The organism is Microcoleus sp. AT3-A2 (assembly GCF_036705685.1).
GTDB lineage: Bacteria > Cyanobacteriota > Cyanobacteriia > Cyanobacteriales > Microcoleaceae > Microcoleus.
In genome coordinates this window covers 58,664-83,434 of sequence record NZ_JAUBVF010000002.1, presented here as the reverse complement: position 1 = coordinate 83,434, position 24,771 = coordinate 58,664, and the positions used below count along the sequence as shown (strand labels likewise).

Genomic DNA, 24,771 nt, shown 5'->3' with positions numbered 1-24,771 from the left:
AAAGATTTTCCTTTCTCTAACCCGGTTTCTGCGGCGAGAGTTTAAATGTAAAGCTTGGAGGCAAGACAGAAACCTTTCTGGACGCACTCTTGAGCTGGAAAACCAGTTTTTTACTGGTGCGGGTTTGTGGTAGCCCGTGCGTCCAGGAGTAGATTAGTTAGAGTAGACTTTCCGGTAGTAAGTTTGATATTCCTCCGAAAGCAGGGGTTCCCACCACTCCCGATGGGCTAAGTACCATTCTACAGTCTGTCGCAAACCTTCTTCAACTGTTACTGAGGGAGTCCAACCTAACTCTGTTTTAATTTTGGTGGCATCAATAGCATAACGCCGATCGTGCCCGGCTCTGTCTTTGACAAATGTGATCAATTGTTCGCAAGGACGGGCGGGTAAATCAGAAGCTAATTCATCCATTAGCTGACACAGCATTTTGACTAAATCGAGATTTTTTACCTCGTTGTTGCCGCCAACATTGTAGGTTTCCCCAGGCTGACCACGGTGAATAACGGCATCTAAAGCGCGGCAGTGGTCGAGAACGTAGAGCCAATCTCGCACGTTTTGACCGTCGCCGTATACTGGCAGCGGTTTGCCCAATAGCATATTGATGCACATTAATGGAATGAGCTTTTCTGGGAAGTGATAGGGGCCGTAATTGTTTGAGCAGTTGGTGATAATTGTCGGGACGCCGTAGGTGTGGAAATAGGCGCGGGCGAGGTGGTCGCTGCCAGCTTTGGAGGCTGAGTAGGGGCTGTTCGGCGAGTAGGCAGTTGTTTCTGTGAAGGCTGGGTCATCGGGGCCGAGACTGCCGTAAACTTCGTCGGTAGAAACGTGGAGGAAGCGCATTTGTGCTTTGAGAGATGCCTCATCAATTGCTTCAAAATGCTTGCGGAAGGCTTCTAAAAGTGTGAAGGTTCCGACAACGTTTGTTTGAACAAAGGCTGCAGGCCCGATAATTGACCTGTCAACGTGGGATTCTGCGGCAAAGTGCGCGACTGTGGTGATGTTTTCTTCTTTGAGCAAGGTATCGACTAAGGTACGATCGCAAATATCCCCCTGCACAAACCGAAAATTTTCTCCTCCTTCCAAAGTTGCCAGGGTTTGTCGGTTTCCGGCGTAGGTTAAAGCGTCGAGTACCACTACTCGATCGCCCGGATAGCTGCTGCACCAGTGATGCACAAAATTCGAGCCGATAAATCCAGCCCCGCCCGTCACCAACAATCGGCGAGGGGCTCGCTCAATGCCTTGAGTCGCGTTGTCTGTCATAAAAATAAGAGTTATTCCAATAACTAAGCCTTTACAAAAGTAGCCTTAAAAGTAGTTTGTCACCAAGTGTTTGCGGCTCTGTAATTAAATTTTCTACTGTCTCACCTCAGATTTTCTAATTTGGGCGCGATCACAGTATTGGTTCACAAAACTTGAACTTCTACCGTTCTGTTAGCCCAAACGCTTAGAGAGCAAACATTCTAGATATTTAGGCGGGCAATTTTAAATTTGAATTGGGTGAGGCTATAGCTGACTTTTGCGATCGATCCGCGATATCGGCGGCGCGCAGAGTTGATACATTTGTAAAGAGCTGTTACCATTAATTTTTTAATTATCCTTTACAATCTCCAGAGCACCATGAAGAAGTTTCAAGTGTTAGCTGGCATTGCTTCCGTCGTCGCGATCGCAAGCAGCATAGCCATAGGTGACGCTGCATCTGCTTTCCCCTGTTCCTACAGCAAATCTGGGGCGGCGAAATCTGGTTCTGCAACAACCCTCCTAGGTTCTGGCGGCTCGGAGCGCATGAATCCGTGGAAATCCTACAAAACAGCAGCTCTCGGTTTCCTCGGTTTGGCTGGGCTTGGGGGTGCAGGTGCGGCCTACATGAGCTACCGCGCCGGCAAGCGCGCTTCTGCTGCTTGCGCTGCGATGACCGATAATTTTGAAGTTTTTGAAGAGTCGATCGATCTGATCGCAGATGCAGGTGTTTCTGGACACATGGAAGTTCCGGCCTTGCTCGATTTGGCGGCGGCGGGTGCTGTAGCTGAGTCAGCAGACGCGGTTGCAGCCGTTCGCGAACACCCAGAAGCTCCGGGTGGTGAGCTGGATTTACCAGTTTCGCCAGTTGCCGAGTTGAGTTCTGAAATTGCGATCGAACAAGTCCAAAGCGCGATCGTCAAATAGTTATCTCAAACCAAAGTATTCGCTTAGCGCACCTCCAATCTTCCCAGATTGGAGGTTTTTTGAGTGGAAATTATCTAGCCTACAATTTCTTGTCATTGCGATCGCCAAGCACTGCAAACAATAGACATATGAATCGATAGCACACAATATCATATTCCTGCGAAGCAAAAAAGTGCCGAATTAATATCAATTAAAAAAAACTCTTGCTATCATCATCAATCTCATAGCAATTATTAAAAGTCGCTGCTCTCCGTCAGGACAAGGCTGTGCGGTTTTCCTACTGTATTTGAACTGTATTTGAGCGGATTGAAAACTGCTATAAAATTAGATGAGTCAAAGCGAGAGAGTAGGCGGTCGAGGCGATCGCTAAAAATACTCTTCAGATCAATCTGAGGGTAGACGGCAAGAGTTCAAATCCCCTGCTATGGTGGGAAATATAGCCCTACAGATGACAACTATAGGTTATTATGAATGCTTGGCGCGATCGATTCAATCAATTTACAGGTCAAACTAGATTGGCAGTTTGCCGGGTGTTCGTTCACCTAACAGGCGAAGAAGTTGCACCGCTGTTAGGAGTTCTCAACCGCACCGCCAGACAAGCAATTGATGCCGATGGCAAGCTAGCAGTTTTAGGAGAAGGTCTTGTAGAAATTTGCAATCACCTGTTGCAGTACGACAACTACTGGCAATCAGCCGCCAATGAAGGCGATGTTTTTTGGAATGAAGGCGAAGCCGGCGATTATGTGGATGAACTTTTCATTGATTCAGCCGATCGCTATCTCAGCGAGCCTCAATACAGCACATCTGTTTATGATAAAAATTCCCCCTTGTCTTTGCCGGTAACTAGAAATATCGTCGTGATGCTGACAGTTGCGTATGAAGGCGAAGTTCCTGCCCTAGAAACTGACCTCGCTGACATCAGCGCGCTGAAAGTCGGTTTAAAAGCCCTGATTAATTTACATTACCAAGAAAGGCTCCGAGCTGTGCAAGTTCACTTTTCTCCCGCACAGTTGGGAGACGAACTTACCAACGACCAAGTGTTGGTCAATTTCCCCGAACTGATTCCCCTTTAAGGAAGGAGTAATTAGTTATTAGTTATTAGTTATTAGTTATTGGCGGTGCCCAGAGCGGAGTCGAAGGGTTATTTGCTACCAATGCGCGATGCCCGATGCCCAATGCCCAATTCCCAATTACTATTTATGATGCTGCGAAAACTGACAATTTATTTAATGACTTTAACTTTTTTGTGGACGGCAACCGGCTGCGGTTCTCCTCGCACACAAACTTATACAAATCCTACGGGAAATCCGAATATTAACACAGTGCGCCCTGCACCAAACAATAACTTGGCTCAAGGCCAATATCCTGTACAGCAAGCTACCTACGACGATGCTGATGGCGAATACAGTTTAATGTTGCTGAATACTCCCCCCGGCAGTCCTCCAGTTTACCGCACTAGGGATTTGCAAATGGCTCGCTTAACGGATGAAGAAATATCGGCAGGCAAGAAAAGTTATCTAAATTTGGATAACAATCAAGCGGTTTTGCATTTGACAGAAGATTTTAAAATTGAGTACGTTCACAACGTTACCGAAACTGTTCCTAATCCTCAGACAGGTCAGCCACAAACCGTAGTGGTACGGCAGCAATCGGGCTTCTGGGCACCGTTTGCTGGGGCTGTAGCCGGTCAGGCGATCGGCAGTTTGTTATTTAGACCGCGATATTATATGCCGCCAGTCTATCAGCCGGGGATTATGACAGGATATGGCGGGTATGGTAATACTTACGGCCAAGCTGTTCAGCAGTATCAAACTCGGTACCAAACTCCGCCTCCTGCTGTGAGAAACCGTCAAGTTTTAAGGACGACCGGCCGCTTGCGATCGCCCACATATAACCAGCCAGTAAGACCCTCAGCACGGCCAAATGGCAATCGAGCGACCGGTTCGGGTTACGGTGGCAGCACTTTGAGGCGATCGCCCAACTCAAATTCCCGGCAGCAAAGGCGGAGTCCGAGTTTTGGGAGTGGCAGGAATTCTCGTCAACCGAGTAGGAGTCGGTCTTTTGGGAGTGGCAGAAGGCGTTAAGAATGTAGGGTGCATCGCCATCGAATATCTGCGCCTTAGTGGGAAGTTTCCTGCAGCGAGACACCCTACAACTACCAAGGTCGATCGAGTTATATTGTTACGCGGGGATTTTTACCGACTTATACGGTTTGAGAATTTCAGCGGGAATCCCCAGTTCTTGATTCAACTTCCGAATCATCTCCAATGTCAAGGAACGTTTACGAGATAAAACCTCGGATACCCTAGCCCGACTACTGAGACATGACTCTAAATCGATCCGAGACCATCCGCGAGTTTCCATGTAATAATCAATCGCTTCGATCGGATCGGGGATTGCGATCGGAATGTGTTTCTTCTCGTAGGCTTCCACTAAGGTGCTGAGTACATCTAATCGATCGTACTCAGGGGTGTTTGGGGCTGCATTAAACAGTAACTCGATTTCTCGAAGGGCTTCCTGATAGTCGGTTTCCTTTCTAATTGGGCGCAATTCCATATATTCACCATAACTAATTATAACGTATTCTCTTCACGAATTGGATTAATTGTTACTACTGCCAACCTCTTTGATTACAACTTGGTGAATAAAAGCAAACTGATTTACAACTTTTTCGTCCAAGGATCGCTGCTGATTATTTGAATCGTAGTATTCTGGATTATCTAGACTTGAGCCATATATCTTCCGAAGGAACTGATATATGAGACTAGGCTCTATATATTCAGCTAAGCTATTATATTGATTTCGTTCAAAATCCCCTTTACGCAATCCATAATATGCTGAACTCCACTGTGTCGGCAGATAACATTTCAGAAATTCAACGACAGTTTCAGGATTCTGAGTTAAGGCTTTTAAAAGATACTGTTTTACTTCCTCTTTATCTCCCCAATGAGACCATACATCCAATAAGAATAAGCTGGTAGAATCTTCAGGAAATTGAAGATAGAGGGGAGATGTTTGAGATATTTCTTGAATTTTCTGACTGAAAGCTTCACCGATAATACGCTCTTGATCGACAGAAAGAGGCTGTTCTATTTCCTCTCCTTCTTTAAGTGGAACCAGACATCTAAAGCATTCAATTGCAAATTCAATAGGGTTTGCATGTAAAACTATTTGCTTTGCAACGTTCACTTTTATTTGATCGTCCGAAATATTTTTAACAAGTTTGCCGATCAGTATCTCAGCACTAGACAAAGATCTCCTCCAAAAAGTCTTCTCCTTTGAAAAAATATCTCCACTCATAGAAATTGCAAGAGCCAGATTTTGGGAACTTGACGAAGAAAGCTTTTCTATTATACTATTTAGCTTCAGGATAAATAGGTCGGCTCGTTGCTCTCCAACAATTTGATGGATGTTCGATATAGTCGTTTCAACAGAGTTATCCTGTATCTGAGATAGAAAGGACGTAAGTTCTTGATCGGAAATATCCTGATCTGAGATTGAGTAGGAGAAAAATCGAGAAAAATAGTGAGAAGAAGAGGCTCTTTGCTCTATATCCCATTCTCCTCTCCAACCACTAGAAAGATAATTAATATTGCCAAGTATACCACTCTGTTTTAGATTGGGAAACAAAGCTTTCAAGAGATTTTTAGCAGATTTTCCTTCATCAGTAGTTAAACCCTGAATCCCCTTGTCTATAATTTCAAGACTGCGCTGTTTGTAATCTTTACGATTATAAGTAAACGGTGAGCTTGAGAAAATATCATGATTGTTTTTAACGACATCATATAATGCTGGATAGAATAGTCTCATTCCCTCAATCAGCATTAAATCCGGATAATTAACTTCTCCTTTCAATATAGGTAGAGAAAACGCAAGGGCATTTATATAGCGTTTTACCATTCTCGGTGTTTTAACCCGTATCTCTAAACCGTCAATGAAATGATTAAGGAAGTGATATCGAAATTGTTGCTCAGAAATTTGAATATTTGCATCTTTGAGAACCTCTTCTATTCCTACCATACAATATTCAAGCAAAGCTACTCGATCAGCCTTGGGTAAGTTTAACGGAACCTGAATTATCTTTTCTAAAAAATTTCTTCCTGCCTTAATATCTCCAGAGCCATACCTTTCACTAAGAGCAGAAGCTACCATCTCCTCATCAAAGGCTAAAACATAGGCTGTATAGTCAAAATCCGCCGATAATTTGACAAGTTTAAATACAGCTTGAATCTCGTTCTTCTCAAGCCTGTCTATATCATCCATTAGAACAACTACACGCTTCCCCTCATCTTTAAGAAGGTTCTCGATTCTCTTTTTCCATTCCTCTAGTTCAACAGATGAAAGTCCCTGAATACTTTGACTAGGATTAAATCGAAAACCAGGAAGATTGAAACTGAACCCAGTCAGTCCAAGTCTACCTAAACGCTTGTCAAGCCATTTGCCTACCTTTTCTGGGTAGGAATCTATAGATTTTCCAAGTGCTTCCGCCAATGCTTGAATAAATCCTTTGATCAAACTGGCTTCATCAGTAAATCGCCAAGGATTAAATTTGACACAAATGATTTCATCCGATTCTTTAAGTTTCCTTTTAATAAAATTAAGAACTGTTGTTTTACCGTCACCCCAAGGGCCATAAATTCCTATAACAATGCTGCTTGGAGCGCTTCGAGAAGCAATCGTTTGTGCAACTCTTTGGGAAAAAGGCCAGCGCTTAAACTTGTCTTGTTCCGGGTTATTAACAGGAGCATCAATGGTATAGATATCCTTTGGCTCCAGAACATTTGAATCGGGTGCAAGCGCATTTACTTTATCTTGATGCTGTTGATTATTCACAAACAACCTCTTGAAAAACTTTTTCATACTACTTCAAAGTCTAACACTAATGGCCTTACTTGAGCTAAGGCTTCATCCCCCGTAATTGCTTGCACAGCATCGCTTTGGATCTCGTTACGCCGTCTATGAGCCTCAGTTGTCCAAGCTGCCTGAATCATTTGGTCGATATCGAATTCTAAACTTTCTGCGAGTTTTTCTGCCAAAAGTGCTCTTGATGCACTAGGCAGAGATAAAAGCTCTTCTGTTAGTTGTTCAATTGACCGCATAGCTCTTGGCCAAATGCTTAATTACGATCGTAATGTAACAGATTTTAGACCAATAGAAGGTCATTGATCCGGGGTTGATGTGGTTCGCGATCGCGACTATCGAACAGTGAGCGAGAAACAGTTTATCAAACAGTATAAACTCCCTCAATCAACAATCGCTATGCTTTAATTAATAAAGCATCTGTCCTTTCACCATCGGATAGCTGACATGACCCAAAGCCTCAACCCCACAACCTTACCTCCCGCTTTTCCCGATCACACCCAACTACCTGACTCCGACGGCACGTTTGTGAAAAACTTCCAAGAACATCCCCAGAGTATCCTACTCACCGACTCCCTGGAAACCACACTGCAAACCCTCCACCCGGACGGACAATATGCTATAGGGCAAGATTGTGGCATCTACTGGCGCGAAACCGACCCTCCAGAAAAGGGAGCCGAAGCGCCTGACTGGTTCTACGTTCCCAACGTTCCGCCCCTAATAGATGGGGAAATTCGGCGCTCTTACGTGATTTGGCGCGAGTATATTGTGCCATTGATTGCGATCGAATTTGCTAGTGGTAATGGCTCTGAAGAACGAAACAATACTCCCTTATCTCGCTTACCAGAAGGTGTCAACCAGAAACCCGGAAAGTTTTGGGTATACGAGCAGATTATTCACATTCCTTACTATGCGATATACATCATTAAAACGAGCGAATTGGAAGTCTATAACTGGGTGAATACTCGTTATCGCCGTTTGCAACCGAACGATCGCGGACATTATCCCATCGACTTGATGGGAGTAGAGTTAGGTGTGTGGGAAGGTAGCTATCAAAATCAGCATCAGCGATGGTTGCGTTGGTGGGATAATGAGGGTAATTTGTTGTTAACTGGTAGCGAACAAGCTAGACTCGAACGCCTCCATACCGAACAGGAACGCCAACGCGCTGAAGCAGAGCGAGAGCGGGCTGAAGCAGAGCGAGAGCGGGCCGATCGCGCCGAACAAACCCAACGGGATGCGATTCCCCAACTGCTGGCAATGGGTTTAACCGTAGAGCAAGTGGCTCAGGCGCTGTCGCTGTCGGTGGAAGATGTACAGAGATTGTGTTGACAGTTAACTTTCATGATTGAGAAACCAAATCTCTTTTCTCGAATTGCTGGTATTTCTACGATCGTCCTTTGTGCAGTCGGCGGATTGTTGTACGTCAAAAAACCCGTACAATCTGTTCCCGCAAAACCAGCACCAGAGGAAATTGTACTAGATGCCGAAGTGCGATCGCTCCCCGGAAAACTCGACAGCATCCCCCTCTTCAACAGCAACAGTCCCGAATGGGTCAAAAAAGAAGGCATTTTGCTCTCAACCTTTCCCCCAGACGGCAAAAAAGTCCCCGCAGCTCACCTTAACTTCGCCTTTCAAGGGCAATTTAACCTGTTTGCTCACCACTTTTCTCACACTCCAGCAAATCTACGCACTTTGTATATCGCAGCTTTGCTCTACAATCCCGGCTCCGAACCCGTGACGGTGGAAGTGTTGCAGGCTGCCAGTTACCTGATGGAACCGGACGCGCCGTTCAAACAAAAGCCAGCACTAAGTGAGAGTCCCAACGGCGAAGTATATTCCGGCCCTGGGATTCGCGCTGTCGATAACGTTTTGCGGGGAATGCGGCAGCCGGATTTTCCCGAAAAACTGCTCATTCCACCGGGAGAAACCGCATTGTTGATGAATCGCCCCATTCCCGTGCGGGGTCTGGAAAAGCCGATAAATGGTCGTTCTACCTTTGTGCGGCTCAAAAGTAGCGGCAAGGTTTATGCCGCTACTTTGGCAATGTATGCACCTGAAAATGCTGATGGGGGCGATCCTCTTCGAGGGCTGCGCCAACGCGCGCCAACTCTGGAAGAATGGCAGCAATTGCTGAATAATGGCGGTTTGGCAGGCCCCCGCGACAAAACCCCGACTCCCCCCGACGCGACTTCGGGAAGCCTGATTTACGGCCGCGTCGCAGGGGTGCAGCAAGGTTCGGGATGGGAAGCGGAATTAGTCGATCGCGATTCTAAAAATCTGGCAATTCCCCAGACTGGAAAAGCGATATCCTATGCGATCTCTACCTTGCGCGGGGGCACTTTGGGAACCCAACAAGTGCAAGCAGGAAAAATGCTGGCGCGCTATCCCGACACCGCTTACGAAGCCCACGGCAATTACGGCGTACACTACAATCTGATTTTGCCACTGCATAACACTGCCCAAAAACCGCAAACGGTAGCGGTGAGTTTGGAAACGCCTTTAAAAGAAGATCGACTCTCAAAAAATGGATTGCGATTTCGCCAACCTCCCCTAGATTTTCCCTATTTTCGAGGTACTGTGCGGCTGCGCTACCGAGATGATGGAGGTTACGATGTAACTCGCTACGTGCATTTGTGGCACCGTTTCGGTCAAGTTGTGGAACCGATGGTAAAGTTGAGGTTAGCTGCGACAGAAACGCGATCGGTAAAAGTTGATTTTATTTATCCTCCCGATTCCACGCCGCCGCAAGTATTGACAGTGAGAACTTTGGAATAGTTGATTTAGCATTCTCTGTTTCCCCCAGACCCAAAAAATATGTGATTTAATTTCTACAGTGATATGTAGGTGACAATATGTCTTCTTCACAACCCCCGTCAGGGGAAAGAAATCCTCTAGGATTGGATGAATTGATTGCTATCTTGGTTGCCTTCGGCACGATGGGAGCAATTTTATTTTGGGTAACAGGTAAAAATCCCGATCGATTGAATGCCAGAAATTGGCAATTTCCAGCCGTTTTCTCTCAGCCTGCTGTTACTCCTGCGAGTCCGGGATTATTAACGCCAGAATCCCCAAATTCGGATTTGCGATCGCCCGCTACAACTATCATTCCCTCACAACGGGAAGTCACACCTGTGGCACCTTTAGGGCCGATTTTACCCCAAACTCCTCCCGTGGGTGTAATCGTTGTTCCTCCCAAGCCAATTGCGCCATCGACTCCCAATCCAGCAATTACCCAACCCAAAGCCGATAAACCCAAAGCCGATAAACCCAAAGTTGGGCCCGTTATATTCTCCGATGTTCCAGACAAATATTGGGCGCGTCCGTTCATTGTCGCTTTAGTCGATCGCAAAATCTTTACTGATTTCACCGACAGCAAATTTCGTCCCGACGAACCGATGACGCGAGCCGAACTAGCGCGCTTGATTCAGCGAATGTCCGACGACAAAAAGCCGATCCGAAAACCAATTGATTTTAAAGACGTAAAAGACAAGAGTCCTGTCGCTCCTGCGATCGACCACACCGTCAAAACTGGATATCTTAAAGGATACCCAAACAATGAGTTCCGTCCCGAAAAACAGATTCCGCGTGTCGAAGTAATCGCAGCTTTAGCGAGCGGTTTGAGCCTAAAACCATCAACAAAAGCAAGCAAAACTTTACAACTTTATACAGACAGGACAAAAGTGCCGAAATGGGCAGTTAACAAAGTAGCAGCAGCCACGGAAGCTGGCATTGTTGTCAACCACCCGAAGCGCGCACTTTTGCAGCCAAATAGAACTGCAACTCGCGCTGAAGTAGCAGCCATGATTTACCAAGCTATGGCCAAAAGAGGTCAAGTGCCTGCTAAGTCTTCTGAGTATGTTGTGAAGCCTGCAAAGTTGTCCAAGTAAGATTTTAGGGGCGTTGCTCAGAGCAACGCCCCACAATAACATTTAATCGCTCTTGTTTGTAGTCAGGACTGAAGCCCTAACTACGAAGCAGCTAAATTAATCTTGAAACACCATAATACTGCCCGAATAGCAAGCTACCCAAACCTGATTTGTTTCCGAATCGTAAGTAATCCCGATCGGACTTGAATTAACCTTCACTGTTTGCAGCACTTTCATATCGCTCGTCCTAACTTTGCTAACAGTATTCGAGAAATAGTTAACCACATAAAGCAGTTTTCCCTGATCGGAAATTGTCATGCTGCGAGGTGCTTTTCCTGTCGAAACTTTGTCCACCACTTTACCCGTTTTTAGGTCAATTTTTGCCACATTTCCTTCACCATTTAAAGTGGCATAAAGATACTTTCCATTGGGATCGATCGTCAAATGACGCGGCGCATTGCCAATATTTCTCAGCCATTCTACCGAAAAGTCTATGAGATTGACTTTCGCAATATTGGAAGAACCCATGATGGCAACATAGGCATTTTTTGAGTCGGGAGTAACAACAATACCCCGAGGATATGCACCCAGTTTCACTCGCTCGATTTCAAGATTTTTATTAATATCAACTACGCTCAAATCCCAACTGCACCAATTGCTAGTGAGGGCGAAGCGATTGTCAGGCGAAACAGCATTGAATTTCGGAACTGCACCTACAGGAATTACCTTTTCTATTTGCAAATTTTGGGTATTGATGCGGTAAAGAAAACTTTGGTCGTGTTTTGCCGCTGGAGAACACCTGTCGGTTCCCGGATTGCTAAACCCCGAACCGTACATTTTGTAGTTGGAGACGTAGGCATATTTGCCATCGGTTGAAAAAGCTGCTTCTACGGGAGAACCTTTATAATTGCCTTTGAATTTAGAAAAGCCGAACTTCGACAAGTTTACTGTATCGGGAATAGTCTTGACTAAATTAAAGTTCCTGTCATAAACTGTGATTGTGTGGCGGTACATCATGTTTTGAGCAAAAAACAAGCCATCTCCCGAATAAACTATTGATTTTGGCGAGATGTTGCCGTAAATTGTTTTTTTCAAGGTCATTTTTCCTTGAGTGTTGTCGGGAGGATTTACTAGCCTTGTGGGTGGTAATTCACTTCCTTGACCCTCGGAATTCCCAGTTTTAAAAGGTGGCAAAGATGGTTCTTGAAAAAGAGGCTCTTGGGCCTGAGTTTGAGTTTCCTCTTCGAGTTCGTTTTGGTTTTCTGTGGCGGTAGGAGATGGCGAAGATCGATCGACATTTGGCGCGATTTTTTCCGCAGCTTCAATACTCGCATCTTCCGGCGTACCTTTGAGCGCTGACAAGGTTTTAGGGCCGACAATTCCGTCAACTTTCAGATTATTGTCTGCTTGAAACTTTTTCACTGCAGCCAGGGTGAGAGAACCGTAAAATCCTGTGGGCTGGCGGCGAAAATAGCCTGCGTTTTGTAGAGTTTTCTGAAGTTGGGCTACTTCCGGGCCTGAATCACCTTTTTTGATGGCGAGTGCGGGATTGACTAAATTGAAAATTGTGAGAACGATCGTAAAGAAAAGTAAAGGAGTATAAGCTAACTTTAGGTGCGTTTTCAAGTTTGTCGATCGAGTCTGACCCACAGCAGTTTCCCAAGTTTTAGCTAAATGTAGGTAGGCTAGTCCGTCCATAGTTTTTACCGGGTATTTTTGGTGCTATGATACACCAGTTAATACCATTTTAGATTTTAGATTTTAGATGGCGAATGACCGAAAGCATCCAGGATACAAGTCCCCGGATTGATCCGTCCAGAAATAAAAAACGTGTATCCGATAAAGGAACCCCCGAATTTATCCGTGGGGTCAATGCTTCAATCGAAAATCTAAAATCTAAAATCGATTGACTGATGCAATATGGGCTTGCAGCTTGCCTACAGTTGCATTCTTTTTTTAAAGTTGTATAACATTGATTAAAGGAAAAATATTATAATCAAACTCCCTGAAAACCCTGTGACTTTAGTCCAGGGATAAAAGGGCATCGCAGGATTTATCCTGCCTACCAATTTCCCAACTACCAAATGCAGTAAAATTAATCAAGGAAGGTGAAAGTCAAATGTATGCAGTACAAAAAGATATCTGGCATTTAAAGGGATTCGACAAATCCATTGTAGAGCAACTGCTGAGATGGTCAAACAATCTGTTTAATGTCGGGACTTACGAAAGTCGGCAACGATACTTTAAAGACAAAAGTGCGGTTAAATATCCCGACTTGTACAGGATTGCCAAGACTAACGATAATTACAGCTTACTTTACTCGCAAGTCGCGCAACAATCCCTTAAATCTGTTGCTGAATCTTTCAGCTCTTTCCGAACATTGGAAAGGTTAGCCAAAAAAGGGGAAATCAATCAAAAACCCAGATTGCCTAAGTACAGAACCCAAGGCGGTATGTACCAAGTTTCCTATCCGGGACAAGCCTTAAAAATAGTCGGCAGTAGGGTAAGACTCCCTCTAGGAAAGCAAGGGAAAGAACACTTCGGAACAGATGCTCTCTGGATTCCACTACCAGAAAGGCTTAAGGGTTGCCAGATTAAAGAACTCAGGTTAATCCCTAGAAATGGTAAGGTCTGGATTGAATACGTCCATGAATCTCTTACCAAGCAAGCTCCTAGCTGTAGTCTGGAAGTAACAGGGATTCTGGGGATAGATCATGGTATCAACAACTGGCTAACTTGTGTTTCTAGCAATGGTAAGCCATTTATTATTGATGGTCATAAGCTGAAATCTTGGAACCAAGAGTTTAACAAACAAAAAGCCAGAGTTCAATCAGAACATTCCCGACATAATCTACCTCAAGGTTTTTCGTCAAAAAGACTGCAACAGTTATCGGAAAGTCGCGCCCGAAGAATGAGAGATGCGGTTAATAAAGCTGTCAGAAATATCATAGATTATTGCGAAAGTCACCAAATAAATGTCATAGCATTTGGTTGGAATAAAGGACAGAAGCAAGAGCTCAATATGGGAGGAAAAACTAATCAGAACTTTGTCCAAATACCGACAGCTAAAGTCAAAGAAAGATTACAACAAGAATGCGACTCTCTAGGATGGAGATTTGTAGAACAGGATGAATCTTACACTTCAAAAGCCAGCTTTTTAGACCGAGATTTTCTGCCAGTGAAAGTTGGTGAAAAACCTGACAATTGGCAACCATCAGGTAAAAGAATCAAAAGAGGTTTGTACCGTTCGGCGAGCGGATTAATACTGAATGCAGATGTAAATGGTGCTGCCAATATCATCCGAAAATCAAATGTAGCCATAGACTCAATTGTTGAGCGAGTGGGTAGTGGCTTGCTGACAAACCCTTTAAGAATCAAACTTTGGGTGGATTCATCCCCCAAAGTTTGTCCTTAATAATCCCCGTGTCTTCAGACCGGGGAGTGTCAAAATCAAACTTAGGGTAAAATATCCTAGCAGTTTTTAGAGCAGTTTTTAATGGTGTAAGCAAGTAGGAGCGATCGACAATGTGGAGTGGGGAACAAACAACCGCAGAATCACCGACAAAACAATCCCGTCAGACGTTGCTGTGGGACGGTGACGGGGGACTTTGCCAGCGGGCTTGGGTAGAAATCGATTTAGCAGCTTTAACTCACAATATAAAACAGCTTAAAAAGCTCTTATCTACCCACACAGAACTGATGGCAGTTGTGAAAGCCGATGCTTACGGGCACGGTGCTGTTGCAGTCAGTCAAACAGCATTGCAAGCAGGTGCTAGTTGGCTGGGAGTGGCGACAATTCCCGAAGGAATAGAATTGCGAGAAGCTGGGATAGAAGCGCCGATTTTGCTGTTGGGGGCAACCCATACAGCCCCACAGGTAAAGGCGATCGCCCATTGGCACTTGCAGCCCACTATTTGTACTGCCAAACAAGCCCTAATTTTTTCGGAAGTTCTCGCCGATATCAACCAATCTTTGCCAGTTCACGCTAAGTTGGATACGGGAATGTCTCGCTTGGGTACACCCTGGCAGGAAGCTACAGAATTTGTGCAATTAGTCAAGCGGTTGCCCAATTTAAAATTAGCCAGTATTTACTCTCACTTGGCGACAGCCGACAGTCCAGATCCCGCAGTTATGAGAGAGCAGCACCAGCGGTTTCAACAGGCGATCGAGCAAATTAAAATAGTAGGAATTAACCCTCCTCGCCTCCACTTGGCAAACTCTGCTGCCGCCCTCGCTGACCCGGATTTGCACTACGATTTAGTGCGAGTCGGTTTAGCTACCTACGGTCTTTATCCAGCACCTCACTTACAGTCGAGATCCAATTTGAAGCCCGCAATGCAGGTAAAAGCTAGGGTAACGCAGGTGAAAACAATTGAAGCAGGAACCGGCGTCAGTTACGGCTATCAATTTATAGCTCAGCGGCAGACACAGATTGCCGTAATTGGTATCGGCTATGCAGATGGTATTCCGCGCAATCTTTCTAATAAAATGCAGGTTTTAGTCAGGGGTCAATTCGTGCGGCAAGTGGGCGCGGTGACGATGGATCAGTTAATGCTGGATGTAACTGACATTCCAGATTTAGAAGTCGGTGAAGTGGTGACGCTGTTGGGCAAAGATGGGGAATATCAAATTACTGCTGACGATTGGGCCGCGACTTTAGGAACTATTTCGTGGGAAATTCTCTGCGGTTTTAAACACCGATTGCCCCGCGTAGCAGTACACTATTAACAATAGTCCGGCAGGGGTTTAAACCCCTGCCTCATAGCTAAAGTCGGTTGAAACCGACTCAAGATTTTGAGCGAGTAAATTATTGATTTTAGTCCTCTTTGAGAAGACTTTAGCTATGAGACAGGGGTTAAAAACCCCTGTCGGACTCTCCGACTTATGCAGAAGACTGAGACTGCGTTTACCAATGCCCAATGCCCAATGCCCAATTCCCAATTCTCAATTTCCAATTCCCAATTCCCAATTGATATGACAGTTATTCAGAAGTTTTTACCAATAGCCCAAACCTTCTATTCTCAGCTAAATGCAGAAAGAACACAAGCCTTGGAACTAGCCCAAGAATTCTCGAAAAAATTCGTAGAATTGGGGTTTAAAATTGTACCTCAACTGCTGTGGGCGATCGGCATTTTGTTAATTACGCGATTTGCGATCAACTTTGCGGGGCGCGTGACTCGCCGTGCACTGAGTCGCACCGAAGCCACGCTGCGGAAATTCTTAGTTCAAGCTGCTGAAATTACGATTTTGGTAGTGGGAGTAGTCGCCGCTTTGAGTCAGTTGGGAATTCAAACTACCAGTGTGGTTGCGGTGGTGGGTGCAGCGGGTTTGGCCATTGGTTTGGCGTGGCAAAATACTTTGTCGCACTTTGCTGCTGGGGTAATGTTGATTAGTTTGCGACCCTTTGAAGTCGGAGATGGGATCGAAGCTGGCGATGTTAAGGGAGTGGTGGACAGCATCGGGATTTTTTCAACAACTGTGGTGACAGACGATCGCATAAAAATTATTGTCCCGAACAATCAGTTGTTTAACGGTACACTGAAAAATACAACGGCAATGGGAACGAGGCGAGTAGACTTGAAGATTGATATTGGCGATCGGCCAATTCGTCCAACTGTAGCTGAGTTATTAGAAATTGCCCACTCTCACCCGCTGGTGCTGGAGAATCCGCCCCCGACTTGTTTGGTAGCCGAGATTACTCCCGATACAACTATTTTATCTCTCCGACCTTGGTGCGCGTCGGTGGCCTACGAACAAGTGCGATCGCAAGTTCAACAATACGTCAAAGAGGCAATGGATGCCGACCAAAATCAAGAACCATAGATATCTCTCTAAAATCTCAAACCCAAAATTGATCCGAGGTATTTCCCATGAGCAAGTGGTATCCCCAGCAAATTTTGCAAGAACCCGGTGTCAGAATCACTGCCACCGAGAAACAAACAATTCTTAGCAAATTTCCGCCTCCCGACGACAACGGTCAAATCTATGCCGACGGGGTTTTTGAAGGCGGTGGCGTGCGCGGAGTTGCGTTTTTAGGAGCACTCAGGTGCTGCAGCGATTTGGGCATCAACTGGCGAAAATTGGCCGGCACTTCTGCCGGTGCAATTACTGCGGCAGTATTGGCAACCGACTTGTCAATTGATGATTTAGAGGAAATTTTAGGACAGCTCGATTACAGCCTATTTTTAACTCAAAAAAACAGTCCTCTAATTTTAAACGGCGACCCCGCCGACGACTTGCAATCTCCTGCTTGGACGCTGCTTTTCTTAACAGTTAGCCGTCAGATGGGAGAATATTCGGCGCAGCCATTCCGGCAGTGGCTGGAAGCAATGCTCGGTCGAGGTAACTTGCACACTTTTGCCGATGTCAAACAAATCGTAAAAGACCGGGAATTAAAAGTAGTAGTATCGAACCTTACTCGCGGTGAAATGTTGGTGCTGCCCGACGACTTACACCGACGCGAATCGACGGATTCCGATCCTTTGTACGAGCAGTTGCGACTCAAAAGCGCTGAACATTTTAGCGTTGCTGAAGCCGTTCGGTTGTCGATGAGTATTCCGCTCTTTTTTGAACCAGGAAAACTCGGCGATGACTTAATTGTAGATGGCGGAATTTTGAGCAATTTCCCCCTGTGGATTTATGACAAACAATCCGTCGGTGCGACTCTTGTGGCACCGCGCTGGTTTACCTTTGGGTTTCGATTAGTCGATACCGGAATTGAGACTAAAGCTAAGATTGATACTCCCCTGTCGATGCTGGCGGCGATGTTCAGAACGATGATGAAAGCAAGAGACCGCTATCACCAGCGAGAAATGGATAAGGGCAGGGTGATTAATATTGATGTGACTGAAGCTGGGGTGACGACGACGGACTTTAATCTCGATGGCGATCGCAAGGCTCACCTGTACCGCTTGGGGTATTTGTATACTAAGAGGTTCTTTTTGAGTTCCAATTTTAGTTGGGAAAAGCACTTGAAGGCCAGGGGCTTTGGGGAAGAGGCTGGAGGTTGATGTCGCGAAAAGTATACAGAGTAAGGGATTGAGGAATTTTTAAATTAGGGGTTGGCAAGAATAAGATGTGTGTGCTATAGTTAGTTACTGTCATCTTGGAGAGGTGGCTGAGTGGTCGAAAGCGGCAGATTGCTAATCTGTTAAGGGTGTTAACATCCTTCGAGGGTTCAAATCCCTCCCTCTCCGTTTTAGAGCTTCTAGGAAAAAATTCCTTTTAATCAAATTTTTGGATGGGCTTCTAGCCCGTCCAAATTATTTTTGCAATTCAAGTCTAGTCTAGCCGCAATAATCAACTACTTAATCTAATTAAGCACTTTCATCGCTTCGACAAATTGCCGCGATATAAATGGCAAAATTTCTTCATTCTTGCTATTCTCTTTCCCCTCGGTAAATACAACTAACAAATACGGCCGCAAACCGGATATTTCAATATAAGCAGCATCGTGACGCACTTGGCTTGTCAGTCCGGCTTTTGACCACAATTTTGCTGATTCTGGCAATCCGCCACCTAAAAAACCTGTAACTTGATTTTCGGGATCTGCCTCTAATTCTGCTGGGTCTAAAGTGCGTTTCATTAAACCCATCATTTCTTGCGATGCTTGGGCAGAAACAGCTACGCCGCCGATTATACTGTGCAGCAAACGCGCTGCAGCATTTGTGGTCAGCATATTTCTATTTTCCATTAATTCTCCCAGACAAGCTCGCTCGCGACCATAGGGGCCGTCACACCAGGTTTTCTGATTGACGTTAATATTTTGTAATTCCGACCAATCTAAGGATTGAAAGTAACGGTTGACGATGTTTCGCTGCTGTTTCCAACTTTCAAAGGGGCCTGGTGATAATTCTGGGCCACTGGTGGTGCCGGTTAGGGCGTCTACTACTAAACTGGTGGCGTCGTTGCTGGAATCAACTATCATATCTCGGACGGCGCGTTCTAATTCTGGCGATGTTTGAATCATGCCTTTTTGCGCCCATTCCCAGACGGCAACGAGGTAGAATAATTTGACGATGCTGGCTGGATAAATTCGTTCGGAAGCTCTAGCGCTAAAACCTCGCGGTTGATATTTCCAAAATTCTTCTGGACTCAGGGCGCCGCCTGTATTGACTCGCACCGGCGGATCGTAGACTATCCAGGTAATGGCTGTACGATCGCCACTTAATCCTGTAAATTCTGACAATGTGGAGTCTATAATGCTACTGCCGAGGTTTTCTAATTGTTCGTCTTTGTGAAAAAATGTCATAGTTAATGGCTGACGGTTAACGGTTAACGGCTAGCAGCTAATGGCAATCTCTTATCGTTAAATGCGAACAATAAATGCGAACAATTAACAGCAAACAATGAGCAATTAGCAATGGCCAATTATCAATTATCTGATGTTGTGGAGTACCGAGCGCGATCGCACATAAATATTTACGATTCCCCAAAGTGCGATCGATTGGCAACTCAAGCAGCGCTGGGGCGGCATTTGCGAGTAGTTGACCCCCCCCTTCATAAGGAGGGGAGAAATGGCATAGACTCGGTTGTTGAGGGGGATACAACGGCTGTAATGGTACGGCTGTGCGAAGATGATTATCCGGGATGGCTGGATATTCGAGATGTTGAGTTGCTCGATTTGGCAGAAACAGTGTATCATCCTCTGGTGGTTTCTGAGGCCCAAATCCAGGAAAAATTACCATTTGTAATTACTTTCGCTCGCGAGGCTATGAACCAATCCAATTATTATCTTTGGGGCGGCACAGTCGGGCCAAATTATGATTGTTCGGGCTTAATGCAGGCGGCGTTCGTGGCTGCGGGAATCTGGTTGCCGAGGGATGCTTATCAGCAGGAAGCTTTTACTAAACCTATTAGTATTAGTGCTTTAGAACCGGGGGATTTAGTATTTTTTGGTACGCCCGAAAAAGCCACTCATGTAGGATTATATCTCGGAGATAATCGCTACATTCACAGTTCTGGACAAGCACAAGGTCGCAACGGTATCGGTATCGATGTTTTGTCGGATGATGGCGATCGAGTCAGTCAAGCTTATTACCAGCAATTGCGGGGATATGGTAAAGTTGTGGCAAGTTATCAACCTAGTTAGTTGTTGACGGTTGACTGTTGACGGTTGACTGTTAATATTATCGAATAAAAAAATGGACGCTGCATTATTTTTGGAAAAATTGGCTGCACAGCAGGCTGGCTCTGAGGTTGTTCTCGACGTTTCAGTGGTGGTGCCGGTGTATAATGAGGTGGAAAGTTTGCCTCATTTGATTGAGGCGATCGCCTCTTCTATCCAACCATCTGGACTCAGCTATCAAATTATTTGTGTAGATGACGGTTCTAAGGACGGTTCTGCTGAACTTCTCCAGCAGTTAGCCAGCACTCGCGATGACCTTTGTGCTGTAATTTTGCGCCGCAATTACGGGCAAACTGCTGCCATGTCTGCAGGTTTCGATCGCGCTCGCGGCCGTGCTATTGTTACCCTAGACGGCGATTTGCAAAATGACCCTGCTGATATTCCGCTATTGTTGGCAAAGTTAGATGAAGGCTACGATTTAGTTAGCGGCTGGCGCAAAAATAGGCAAGACAATACTATTAGCCGGTTGATTCCTTCTAAAATTGCGAACTGGTTAATTGGTCGCGTTACAGGCGTAACTTTGCACGACTACGGCTGTTCTTTGAAGGCTTATAAATCCGAGTTGGTAGCAGACTTGAATCTCTACGGGGAATTGCACCGCTTTTTGCCAGCGTTGGCATTTATTGAAGGGGCGAGAATTGCAGAACTGCCGGTGCGACATCACGCCCGCCGTTTCGGTCAAAGTAAGTACGGAATTTGGCGGACTTTTCGGGTGTTGATGGATTTGTTAACTATTTCTTTTATGAAAAAGTTCCTGACTCGACCGATGCACGTTTTTGGACTTTTGGGACTGAGTTCTATGACGTTGGGAACGGTTTTAGGGATTTATTTGACCGTCTTAAAATTTGCTTTTGGTCAAAGTATTGGCAATCGTCCTTTGCTGATTTTGGCTGTGGTTTTGCTGTTAACTGGCGTGCAGTTATTTTGTTTTGGTTTGCTGGCGGAAGTGATGATGCGGACTTATCACGAGTCGCAGGGAAAACCGATTTATCGGGTGCGCGAAGTATTTGGTTCTAAATAAGGGGTTGATCCAAATTATACTCGATGACAAAAAGAGGAAAAGTTTTGAGTTTTAAGTTAAATCATTTAAAACTAAAAACTCAAAACTACTTCCTAATCTTCAATTCTCCCATCTAAAATCTAAAATCTAAAATCTAAAATTGATTGACTTTTTGAGCTTGTCGGAGAGATTGAATAGTTGCGATCGCGTGTTCGGCGACTGCATCTATTTCTGCTTCGGTATTGAATCGGCCAATGCCAAACCGAATTGAAGCATAAGCTAATTTGTCCGATCGCCCGATCGCTGCTAAAACATGAGATGGAGATATTTTCGCCGAAGTGCAAGCAGATCCCGAAGAAACTGCCGCCGCCGGTTGCAAACCCAACATCAACGCTTGACCGTCAACGCCGCCTACACTAATATTGAGATTCCCCGGCAATCTCTTCGTAGCGTGACCGTTGAGAAAAACATCGCCCAATTCACTCAAATTTTCCCACAAACGCTGCCGCAAATTAACCACTCGTTCTGTTTCCGACGGCATTTCTGCAATTGCCAATTCTACTGCTTTGGCAAACCCAACTATTTGCGGTGGGTAGAGAGTTCCAGATCGCATTCCCCGTTCGTGCCCTCCTCCGTGCATTTGCGGCGCTAGCTGCACTCTCGGTTTGTTGCGGCGCACGTAGAGAGCACCGATCCCTTTTGGCCCGTAGATTTTGTGGGCTGTCAAGGACATTAGATCGATATTCATCTCCTCTACGTCGAGGGGAATTTTGCCGATCGCCTGTGCCGCATCTGTGTGAAAAAGAATGTCATTTCCGCGACAAATTGCAGCAATTTCTGCGATCGGCTGGATGACACCAATTTCGTTGTTAGCCGTCATCACTGAAACTAAAATTGTCTCGGCCCGAATCGCTTTGATCAAATCGCCTATATCAATCAGCCCGTCGCTTTTCACCGGTAAAACAGTAATGTCAAACCCCAATTTTTGCAAATAGGTACAGGGGTCGAGAATTGCATTGTGTTCGGTTTTTACTGTGATAATGTGCTTTCCTTTACTGAAATAAGCTTCGGCGATGCCTTTGATCGCTAAGTTATTTGCTTCGCTGGCACCGCTGGTAAAAACAATTTCTTCTGGCGAGGCGTTGATCGCTTCTGCTATGATTTGTCGTGACTGTTTTACCGCTGCTTCTGCTTCCCAGCCGTAGACGTGATTGATACTGGCTGCGTTGCCGAATTGTTCGGTGAAATACGGCAGCATCGCATCAAGTACCCGTTGATCTACGGGGGTTGTGGCGTGGTTGTCGAGGTATATAGGACGTGCGGACATAGTGCAGTTTTGGGTGAAAAAAGTGTTAGGTTTATTGTAGACGAGCCCCTTGTTCTACTACAAAACTTTATAATTAACAAATATTTGTAAAGATTTATGCGAGCTGACATTCAGGGATTAGAAATTACTCTCGGTGAGCTCAAGCACCTCACCGGCGCGGGGCCCGATCGCGTATACCGGCCGCCGACAGCGACTAAGTTTGCCCGCGAAGCTTTGAAAACTGTCGGTTTAATTGTTTTGGTTCTCATCAGTTGTTGGCTGCTGGTTGCGATATTTCCTAGAGCTTATTTGTTGTGGTTCGCCCTCCACTTGGTTGCGATAGTCGGTTTAATCCTTGAGGATGCGTGGAAAATTCGATGCAGTCGGCAAAACAAAGATTTAATCAATCTTTTTGATGATGTCGATCGCTATAATGGTATAATCGAAGCGATCGCCATTAATGATCAGATAGAAGATGCTGGAAATGCGGAAGTCAAAATCGGCGATCGAGCAAAAGTTATTGAAGCCTTGCAGCTAATCAGAGACGATTTAGTTCGAGCTTTGAAAACCGAAAGAATTCTCAGAGAAAACAAAAAATTTGTCGATACTAACTCCGAATTGTTTGCCAATAATTTGAGAACTCTGAATGCCCTGCAAATTAGCGATCGAGCCAGCGAACAAGGGCGATTGCTCAACGAAGCTTTGCAGGTAGCCGTGGGAGTTCAAGCAGAAATGAAAAAGTTGCAAGCTCGAAACGCTGCTAATTTTAAAAAGGGCAAAACTTAGTAGCGTATACGGCTGCGTGCACATCTTACCCAGTAGCAATATGCAGCTTACTGAACCGAGCGAACTCAAACACATTCTCCAAATTAGGAGTTATGATAATTGTGAAAAAAATATCATAATTATTGTAAATTTTTTCCTGTTACGTAACAGGTAAGGATATCTTGGAAAGGTGACGTTAACAACCAGGTCATATCATTTCCGGTTACACCGGAATGATGTTGACTGTTGACGGTTGACTGTTGACGCAGTGAACAGTGAACAGTCAACAGTCAACAGTGAACTCGAATTTACTATTCCGATGCTAACGGATTTGATATCAGTATGTCTTCTGCCAAACCCAAGATTATAGTTCTCGACGACGATCCGACTGGTTCTCAAACCGTGCACAGTTGCTTGCTGCTGACACGTTGGGACGAAGACACCCTGCGTTTGGGGCTGCGGGACAAGTGCCCGATTTTCTTCATACTGACAAATACTCGATCGCTAACTCCCGAAAAAGCAGCCTCCGTCACCCGTGAAGTGTGCCAAAATCTAAAAAGGGCGATCGCCAGCGAAAAAATCGAAGACTTCCTAATAGTTAGCCGCTCCGATTCTACCCTGCGCGGTCACTATCCCATCGAAACCGACGCGATCGCCGAAGAACTCGGCCGCTTCGACGCTCATTTTCTAATTCCCGCCTTTTTTGAAGGAGGGAGAATTACCCGCCACAGCGTGCACTATTTAATAGTTAACAGTGTCCCGACACCAGTACACGAAACCGAATTTGCCAAAGATTCAGTCTTCGGATACAGTCACAGTTACCTGCCAGACTATGTAGAAGAAAAAACCAAAGGTCGCATCCCCGCTGATGCAGTCGATCGCATTTTACTCGCAGACATTCGCTACGGAAGTTTAGATCGACTGATGGAGATGAAAGACAACCAATGTGCAGTTGTTGACGGCGAAAGCCAAGGCGATTTAGACACATTTGCCAAACACATTCTCGCGGCAGCCAGTCAAGGCAAAAAGTTTTTATTCCGTAGCGCGGCGAGTATTTTAACATCCTTAGCTAACCTCGGCCCGCAGCCAGTAGCAGCCGACGAAATGGCAAAATATGTGAGGGATGGCAAACCCGGTGCAGTAATAGTTGGTTCCCACGTTAAGAAAACTACTGAACAATTGGAGCGCTTGTTAAAAGAACCCAATATAGTTAGCATTGAAATAGATGTATCTCACTTGCTAGAAGATTCACCAGAGTATCGCACCCAAATGCTCGATGAAATTCTAGAAAAAGCCAGCACTGCTCATGCAGAGGGCAAAACGCCTGTAATTTATACCAGCCGCAAGGAACTCGAATTTGAAAATACCGAAGTCCGGTTAAAATTTGGAGAGGCGGTTTCTGCTTTATTGATGGATATCGTGCGGGGACTGCCCACAGATATCGGGTTTTTGATTAGCAAGGGCGGCATTACTTCTAATGATGTCTTGAGTACAGGTTTGTCGCTAAAAAGTGTCAGGCAAATCGGTCAAATTATCGCAGGTTGTTCTGTGGTGAAAACCGAGGCTAATCATCCTCTGTTTCCCAATTTACCAGTTGTTTTGTTTCCGGGAAATGTGGGGGATAGCCATGCTTTGGCTACGGTTTACAAGCGGCTGAGTAAGTAGTATAGCTCGTTGAATC

21 protein-coding genes and 1 tRNA gene are annotated in these 24,771 nt (G+C 45.3%); 15 read left to right on the top strand and 7 right to left on the bottom strand.

The genetic code is table 11. The features are described from left to right. Positions 1-153 precede the first annotated feature (153 nt). On the bottom strand, positions 154-1,260 hold the full coding sequence (gene rfbB, locus QUB37_RS02035) for a dTDP-glucose 4,6-dehydratase (protein WP_190735191.1): 1,107 nt from the start codon (positions 1,258-1,260) through the stop codon (positions 154-156). A gap of 357 nt (positions 1,261-1,617) precedes the next feature. On the opposite strand from rfbB, the gene QUB37_RS02030 reads away from it, so the two are divergent. The 3 genes from QUB37_RS02030 (at position 1,618) to QUB37_RS02020 (ending at position 4,247) form a co-directional block, all read left to right on the top strand. After that, complete coding sequence (locus QUB37_RS02030; protein WP_333158615.1) at positions 1,618-2,163, top strand: hypothetical protein; 546 nt, start codon at positions 1,618-1,620, stop codon at positions 2,161-2,163. 467 nt (positions 2,164-2,630) lie between these two features. Further along, positions 2,631-3,236: a DUF1517 domain-containing protein gene (locus QUB37_RS02025; protein ID WP_333158613.1), complete on the top strand. Its 606-nt coding sequence runs from the start codon at positions 2,631-2,633 to the stop codon at positions 3,234-3,236. 126 nt (positions 3,237-3,362) lie between these two features. Then, positions 3,363-4,247, top strand: a complete 885-nt coding sequence (locus QUB37_RS02020; RefSeq protein WP_333158910.1) for a hypothetical protein — start codon at positions 3,363-3,365, stop codon at positions 4,245-4,247. 97 nt (positions 4,248-4,344) lie between these two features. On the opposite strand, the gene QUB37_RS02015 is transcribed toward QUB37_RS02020, so the two are convergent. The 3 genes from QUB37_RS02015 to QUB37_RS02005 are packed head-to-tail and all read right to left on the bottom strand — an operon-like array spanning position 4,345 to position 7,262. Then, entirely contained in the window at positions 4,345-4,719 is a 375-nt protein-coding gene (locus QUB37_RS02015) for a transcriptional regulator (RefSeq protein WP_333158611.1), read from the bottom strand. Positions 4,720-4,764: 45 nt separating this feature from the next. Beyond that, positions 4,765-6,996 carry a KAP family NTPase gene (locus tag QUB37_RS02010; RefSeq protein ID WP_333158609.1) on the bottom strand — a complete coding sequence of 744 codons (2,232 nt, stop codon included), beginning with the start codon at positions 6,994-6,996 and terminating at the stop codon, positions 4,765-4,767. 23 nt (positions 6,997-7,019) lie between these two features. Continuing rightward, the gene (locus tag QUB37_RS02005; RefSeq protein ID WP_333158608.1) at positions 7,020-7,262 is read right to left on the bottom strand and encodes an addiction module protein; all 243 of its coding nucleotides are present in this window, start codon (positions 7,260-7,262) and stop codon (positions 7,020-7,022) included. Between the two features lie 208 nt (positions 7,263-7,470). On the opposite strand from QUB37_RS02005, the gene QUB37_RS02000 reads away from it, so the two are divergent. The 3 genes from QUB37_RS02000 to QUB37_RS01990 all read left to right on the top strand — a co-directional run bounded on the left by QUB37_RS02000 (position 7,471) and on the right by QUB37_RS01990 (position 10,913). Beyond that, positions 7,471-8,355, top strand: coding sequence for a Uma2 family endonuclease (locus QUB37_RS02000; protein WP_333158605.1), 885 nt, complete (start codon positions 7,471-7,473; stop codon positions 8,353-8,355). Positions 8,356-8,367: 12 nt separating this feature from the next. Further along, positions 8,368-9,801, top strand: a complete 1,434-nt coding sequence (locus QUB37_RS01995) for a DUF3370 domain-containing protein (RefSeq protein WP_333158603.1) — start codon at positions 8,368-8,370, stop codon at positions 9,799-9,801. 77 nt (positions 9,802-9,878) lie between these two features. Next, positions 9,879-10,913: an S-layer homology domain-containing protein gene (locus QUB37_RS01990; protein WP_333158601.1), complete on the top strand. Its 1,035-nt coding sequence runs from the start codon at positions 9,879-9,881 to the stop codon at positions 10,911-10,913. A 96-nt stretch (positions 10,914-11,009) separates the two neighbouring features. Here the strand turns inward: QUB37_RS01990 and QUB37_RS01985 are convergent, their stop codons facing one another. After that, positions 11,010-12,590, bottom strand: coding sequence for a peptidoglycan-binding protein (locus QUB37_RS01985; RefSeq protein WP_333158599.1), 1,581 nt, complete (start codon positions 12,588-12,590; stop codon positions 11,010-11,012). 421 nt (positions 12,591-13,011) lie between these two features. On the opposite strand from QUB37_RS01985, the gene QUB37_RS01980 reads away from it, so the two are divergent. The 5 genes from QUB37_RS01980 (at position 13,012) to QUB37_RS01960 (ending at position 18,088) form a co-directional block, all read left to right on the top strand. Then, on the top strand, positions 13,012-14,307 hold the full coding sequence (locus tag QUB37_RS01980) for a transposase (RefSeq protein WP_333158597.1): 1,296 nt from the start codon (positions 13,012-13,014) through the stop codon (positions 14,305-14,307). Positions 14,308-14,417: 110 nt separating this feature from the next. After that, a complete protein-coding gene (gene alr, locus QUB37_RS01975) occupies positions 14,418-15,620 on the top strand; it encodes an alanine racemase (RefSeq protein WP_333158595.1) in 1,203 nt (400 codons plus the stop codon). Between the two features lie 246 nt (positions 15,621-15,866). Next, the gene (locus QUB37_RS01970) at positions 15,867-16,715 is read left to right on the top strand and encodes a mechanosensitive ion channel family protein (protein WP_333158594.1); all 849 of its coding nucleotides are present in this window, start codon (positions 15,867-15,869) and stop codon (positions 16,713-16,715) included. 47 nt (positions 16,716-16,762) lie between these two features. After that, positions 16,763-17,902 carry a patatin-like phospholipase family protein gene (locus tag QUB37_RS01965; protein ID WP_333158592.1) on the top strand — a complete coding sequence of 380 codons (1,140 nt, stop codon included), beginning with the start codon at positions 16,763-16,765 and terminating at the stop codon, positions 17,900-17,902. Between the two features lie 97 nt (positions 17,903-17,999). Beyond that, positions 18,000-18,088 (top strand) — tRNA-Ser (locus QUB37_RS01960). A gap of 116 nt (positions 18,089-18,204) precedes the next feature. Here the strand turns inward: QUB37_RS01960 and QUB37_RS01955 are convergent. Continuing rightward, positions 18,205-19,143, bottom strand: a complete 939-nt coding sequence (locus QUB37_RS01955; RefSeq protein WP_333158590.1) for a serine hydrolase — start codon at positions 19,141-19,143, stop codon at positions 18,205-18,207. A 111-nt stretch (positions 19,144-19,254) separates the two neighbouring features. On the opposite strand from QUB37_RS01955, the gene QUB37_RS01950 reads away from it, so the two are divergent. Both QUB37_RS01950 and QUB37_RS01945 read left to right on the top strand, forming a co-directional pair. Beyond that, positions 19,255-19,983, top strand: coding sequence for a C40 family peptidase (locus QUB37_RS01950; RefSeq protein WP_333158589.1), 729 nt, complete (start codon positions 19,255-19,257; stop codon positions 19,981-19,983). 52 nt (positions 19,984-20,035) lie between these two features. Further along, positions 20,036-21,040 carry a glycosyltransferase family 2 protein gene (locus QUB37_RS01945; protein WP_333158587.1) on the top strand — a complete coding sequence of 335 codons (1,005 nt, stop codon included), beginning with the start codon at positions 20,036-20,038 and terminating at the stop codon, positions 21,038-21,040. Positions 21,041-21,173: 133 nt separating this feature from the next. Here the strand turns inward: QUB37_RS01945 and QUB37_RS01940 are convergent, their stop codons facing one another. Continuing rightward, positions 21,174-22,346 (bottom strand): IscS subfamily cysteine desulfurase, encoded by a 1,173-nt coding sequence (locus tag QUB37_RS01940; RefSeq protein WP_333158586.1) that lies wholly within the window; start codon positions 22,344-22,346, stop codon positions 21,174-21,176. 96 nt (positions 22,347-22,442) lie between these two features. On the opposite strand from QUB37_RS01940, the gene QUB37_RS01935 reads away from it, so the two are divergent. After that, on the top strand, positions 22,443-23,111 hold the full coding sequence (locus tag QUB37_RS01935) for a hypothetical protein (RefSeq protein WP_333158584.1): 669 nt from the start codon (positions 22,443-22,445) through the stop codon (positions 23,109-23,111). Positions 23,112-23,432: 321 nt separating this feature from the next. Beyond that, positions 23,433-24,755: a four-carbon acid sugar kinase family protein gene (locus QUB37_RS01930; RefSeq protein WP_333158582.1), complete on the top strand. Its 1,323-nt coding sequence runs from the start codon at positions 23,433-23,435 to the stop codon at positions 24,753-24,755. Positions 24,756-24,771: the final 16 nt, after the last annotated feature.

Bases quoted from the DNA above. Each gene is read 5' to 3' on its own strand.
- QUB37_RS01950 (WP_333158589.1), top strand. From the start codon at position 19,255: ATGGCCAATTATCAATTATCTGATGTTGTGGAGTACCGAGCGCGATCG.
- QUB37_RS02025 (WP_333158613.1), top strand. From the start codon at position 2,631: ATGAATGCTTGGCGCGATCGATTCAATCAATTTACAGGTCAAACTAGA.
- QUB37_RS01955 (WP_333158590.1), bottom strand. From the start codon at position 19,143: ATGACATTTTTTCACAAAGACGAACAATTAGAAAACCTCGGCAGTAGC.
- QUB37_RS01980 (WP_333158597.1), top strand. From the start codon at position 13,012: ATGTATGCAGTACAAAAAGATATCTGGCATTTAAAGGGATTCGACAAA.
- QUB37_RS01935 (WP_333158584.1), top strand. From the start codon at position 22,443: ATGCGAGCTGACATTCAGGGATTAGAAATTACTCTCGGTGAGCTCAAG.
- QUB37_RS01940 (WP_333158586.1), bottom strand. From the start codon at position 22,346: ATGTCCGCACGTCCTATATACCTCGACAACCACGCCACAACCCCCGTA.
- QUB37_RS02000 (WP_333158605.1), top strand. From the start codon at position 7,471: ATGACCCAAAGCCTCAACCCCACAACCTTACCTCCCGCTTTTCCCGAT.
- QUB37_RS02015 (WP_333158611.1), bottom strand. From the start codon at position 4,719: ATGGAATTGCGCCCAATTAGAAAGGAAACCGACTATCAGGAAGCCCTT.
- QUB37_RS01985 (WP_333158599.1), bottom strand. From the start codon at position 12,590: ATGGACGGACTAGCCTACCTACATTTAGCTAAAACTTGGGAAACTGCT.
- rfbB (WP_190735191.1), bottom strand. From the start codon at position 1,260: ATGACAGACAACGCGACTCAAGGCATTGAGCGAGCCCCTCGCCGATTG.
- QUB37_RS02030 (WP_333158615.1), top strand. From the start codon at position 1,618: ATGAAGAAGTTTCAAGTGTTAGCTGGCATTGCTTCCGTCGTCGCGATC.
- QUB37_RS01965 (WP_333158592.1), top strand. From the start codon at position 16,763: ATGAGCAAGTGGTATCCCCAGCAAATTTTGCAAGAACCCGGTGTCAGA.
- QUB37_RS01990 (WP_333158601.1), top strand. From the start codon at position 9,879: ATGTCTTCTTCACAACCCCCGTCAGGGGAAAGAAATCCTCTAGGATTG.
- QUB37_RS01945 (WP_333158587.1), top strand. From the start codon at position 20,036: ATGGACGCTGCATTATTTTTGGAAAAATTGGCTGCACAGCAGGCTGGC.
- QUB37_RS02005 (WP_333158608.1), bottom strand. From the start codon at position 7,262: ATGCGGTCAATTGAACAACTAACAGAAGAGCTTTTATCTCTGCCTAGT.
- QUB37_RS01970 (WP_333158594.1), top strand. From the start codon at position 15,867: ATGACAGTTATTCAGAAGTTTTTACCAATAGCCCAAACCTTCTATTCT.
- QUB37_RS01995 (WP_333158603.1), top strand. From the start codon at position 8,368: ATGATTGAGAAACCAAATCTCTTTTCTCGAATTGCTGGTATTTCTACG.
- alr (WP_333158595.1), top strand. From the start codon at position 14,418: ATGTGGAGTGGGGAACAAACAACCGCAGAATCACCGACAAAACAATCC.
- QUB37_RS02020 (WP_333158910.1), top strand. From the start codon at position 3,363: ATGATGCTGCGAAAACTGACAATTTATTTAATGACTTTAACTTTTTTG.
- QUB37_RS01930 (WP_333158582.1), top strand. From the start codon at position 23,433: ATGTCTTCTGCCAAACCCAAGATTATAGTTCTCGACGACGATCCGACT.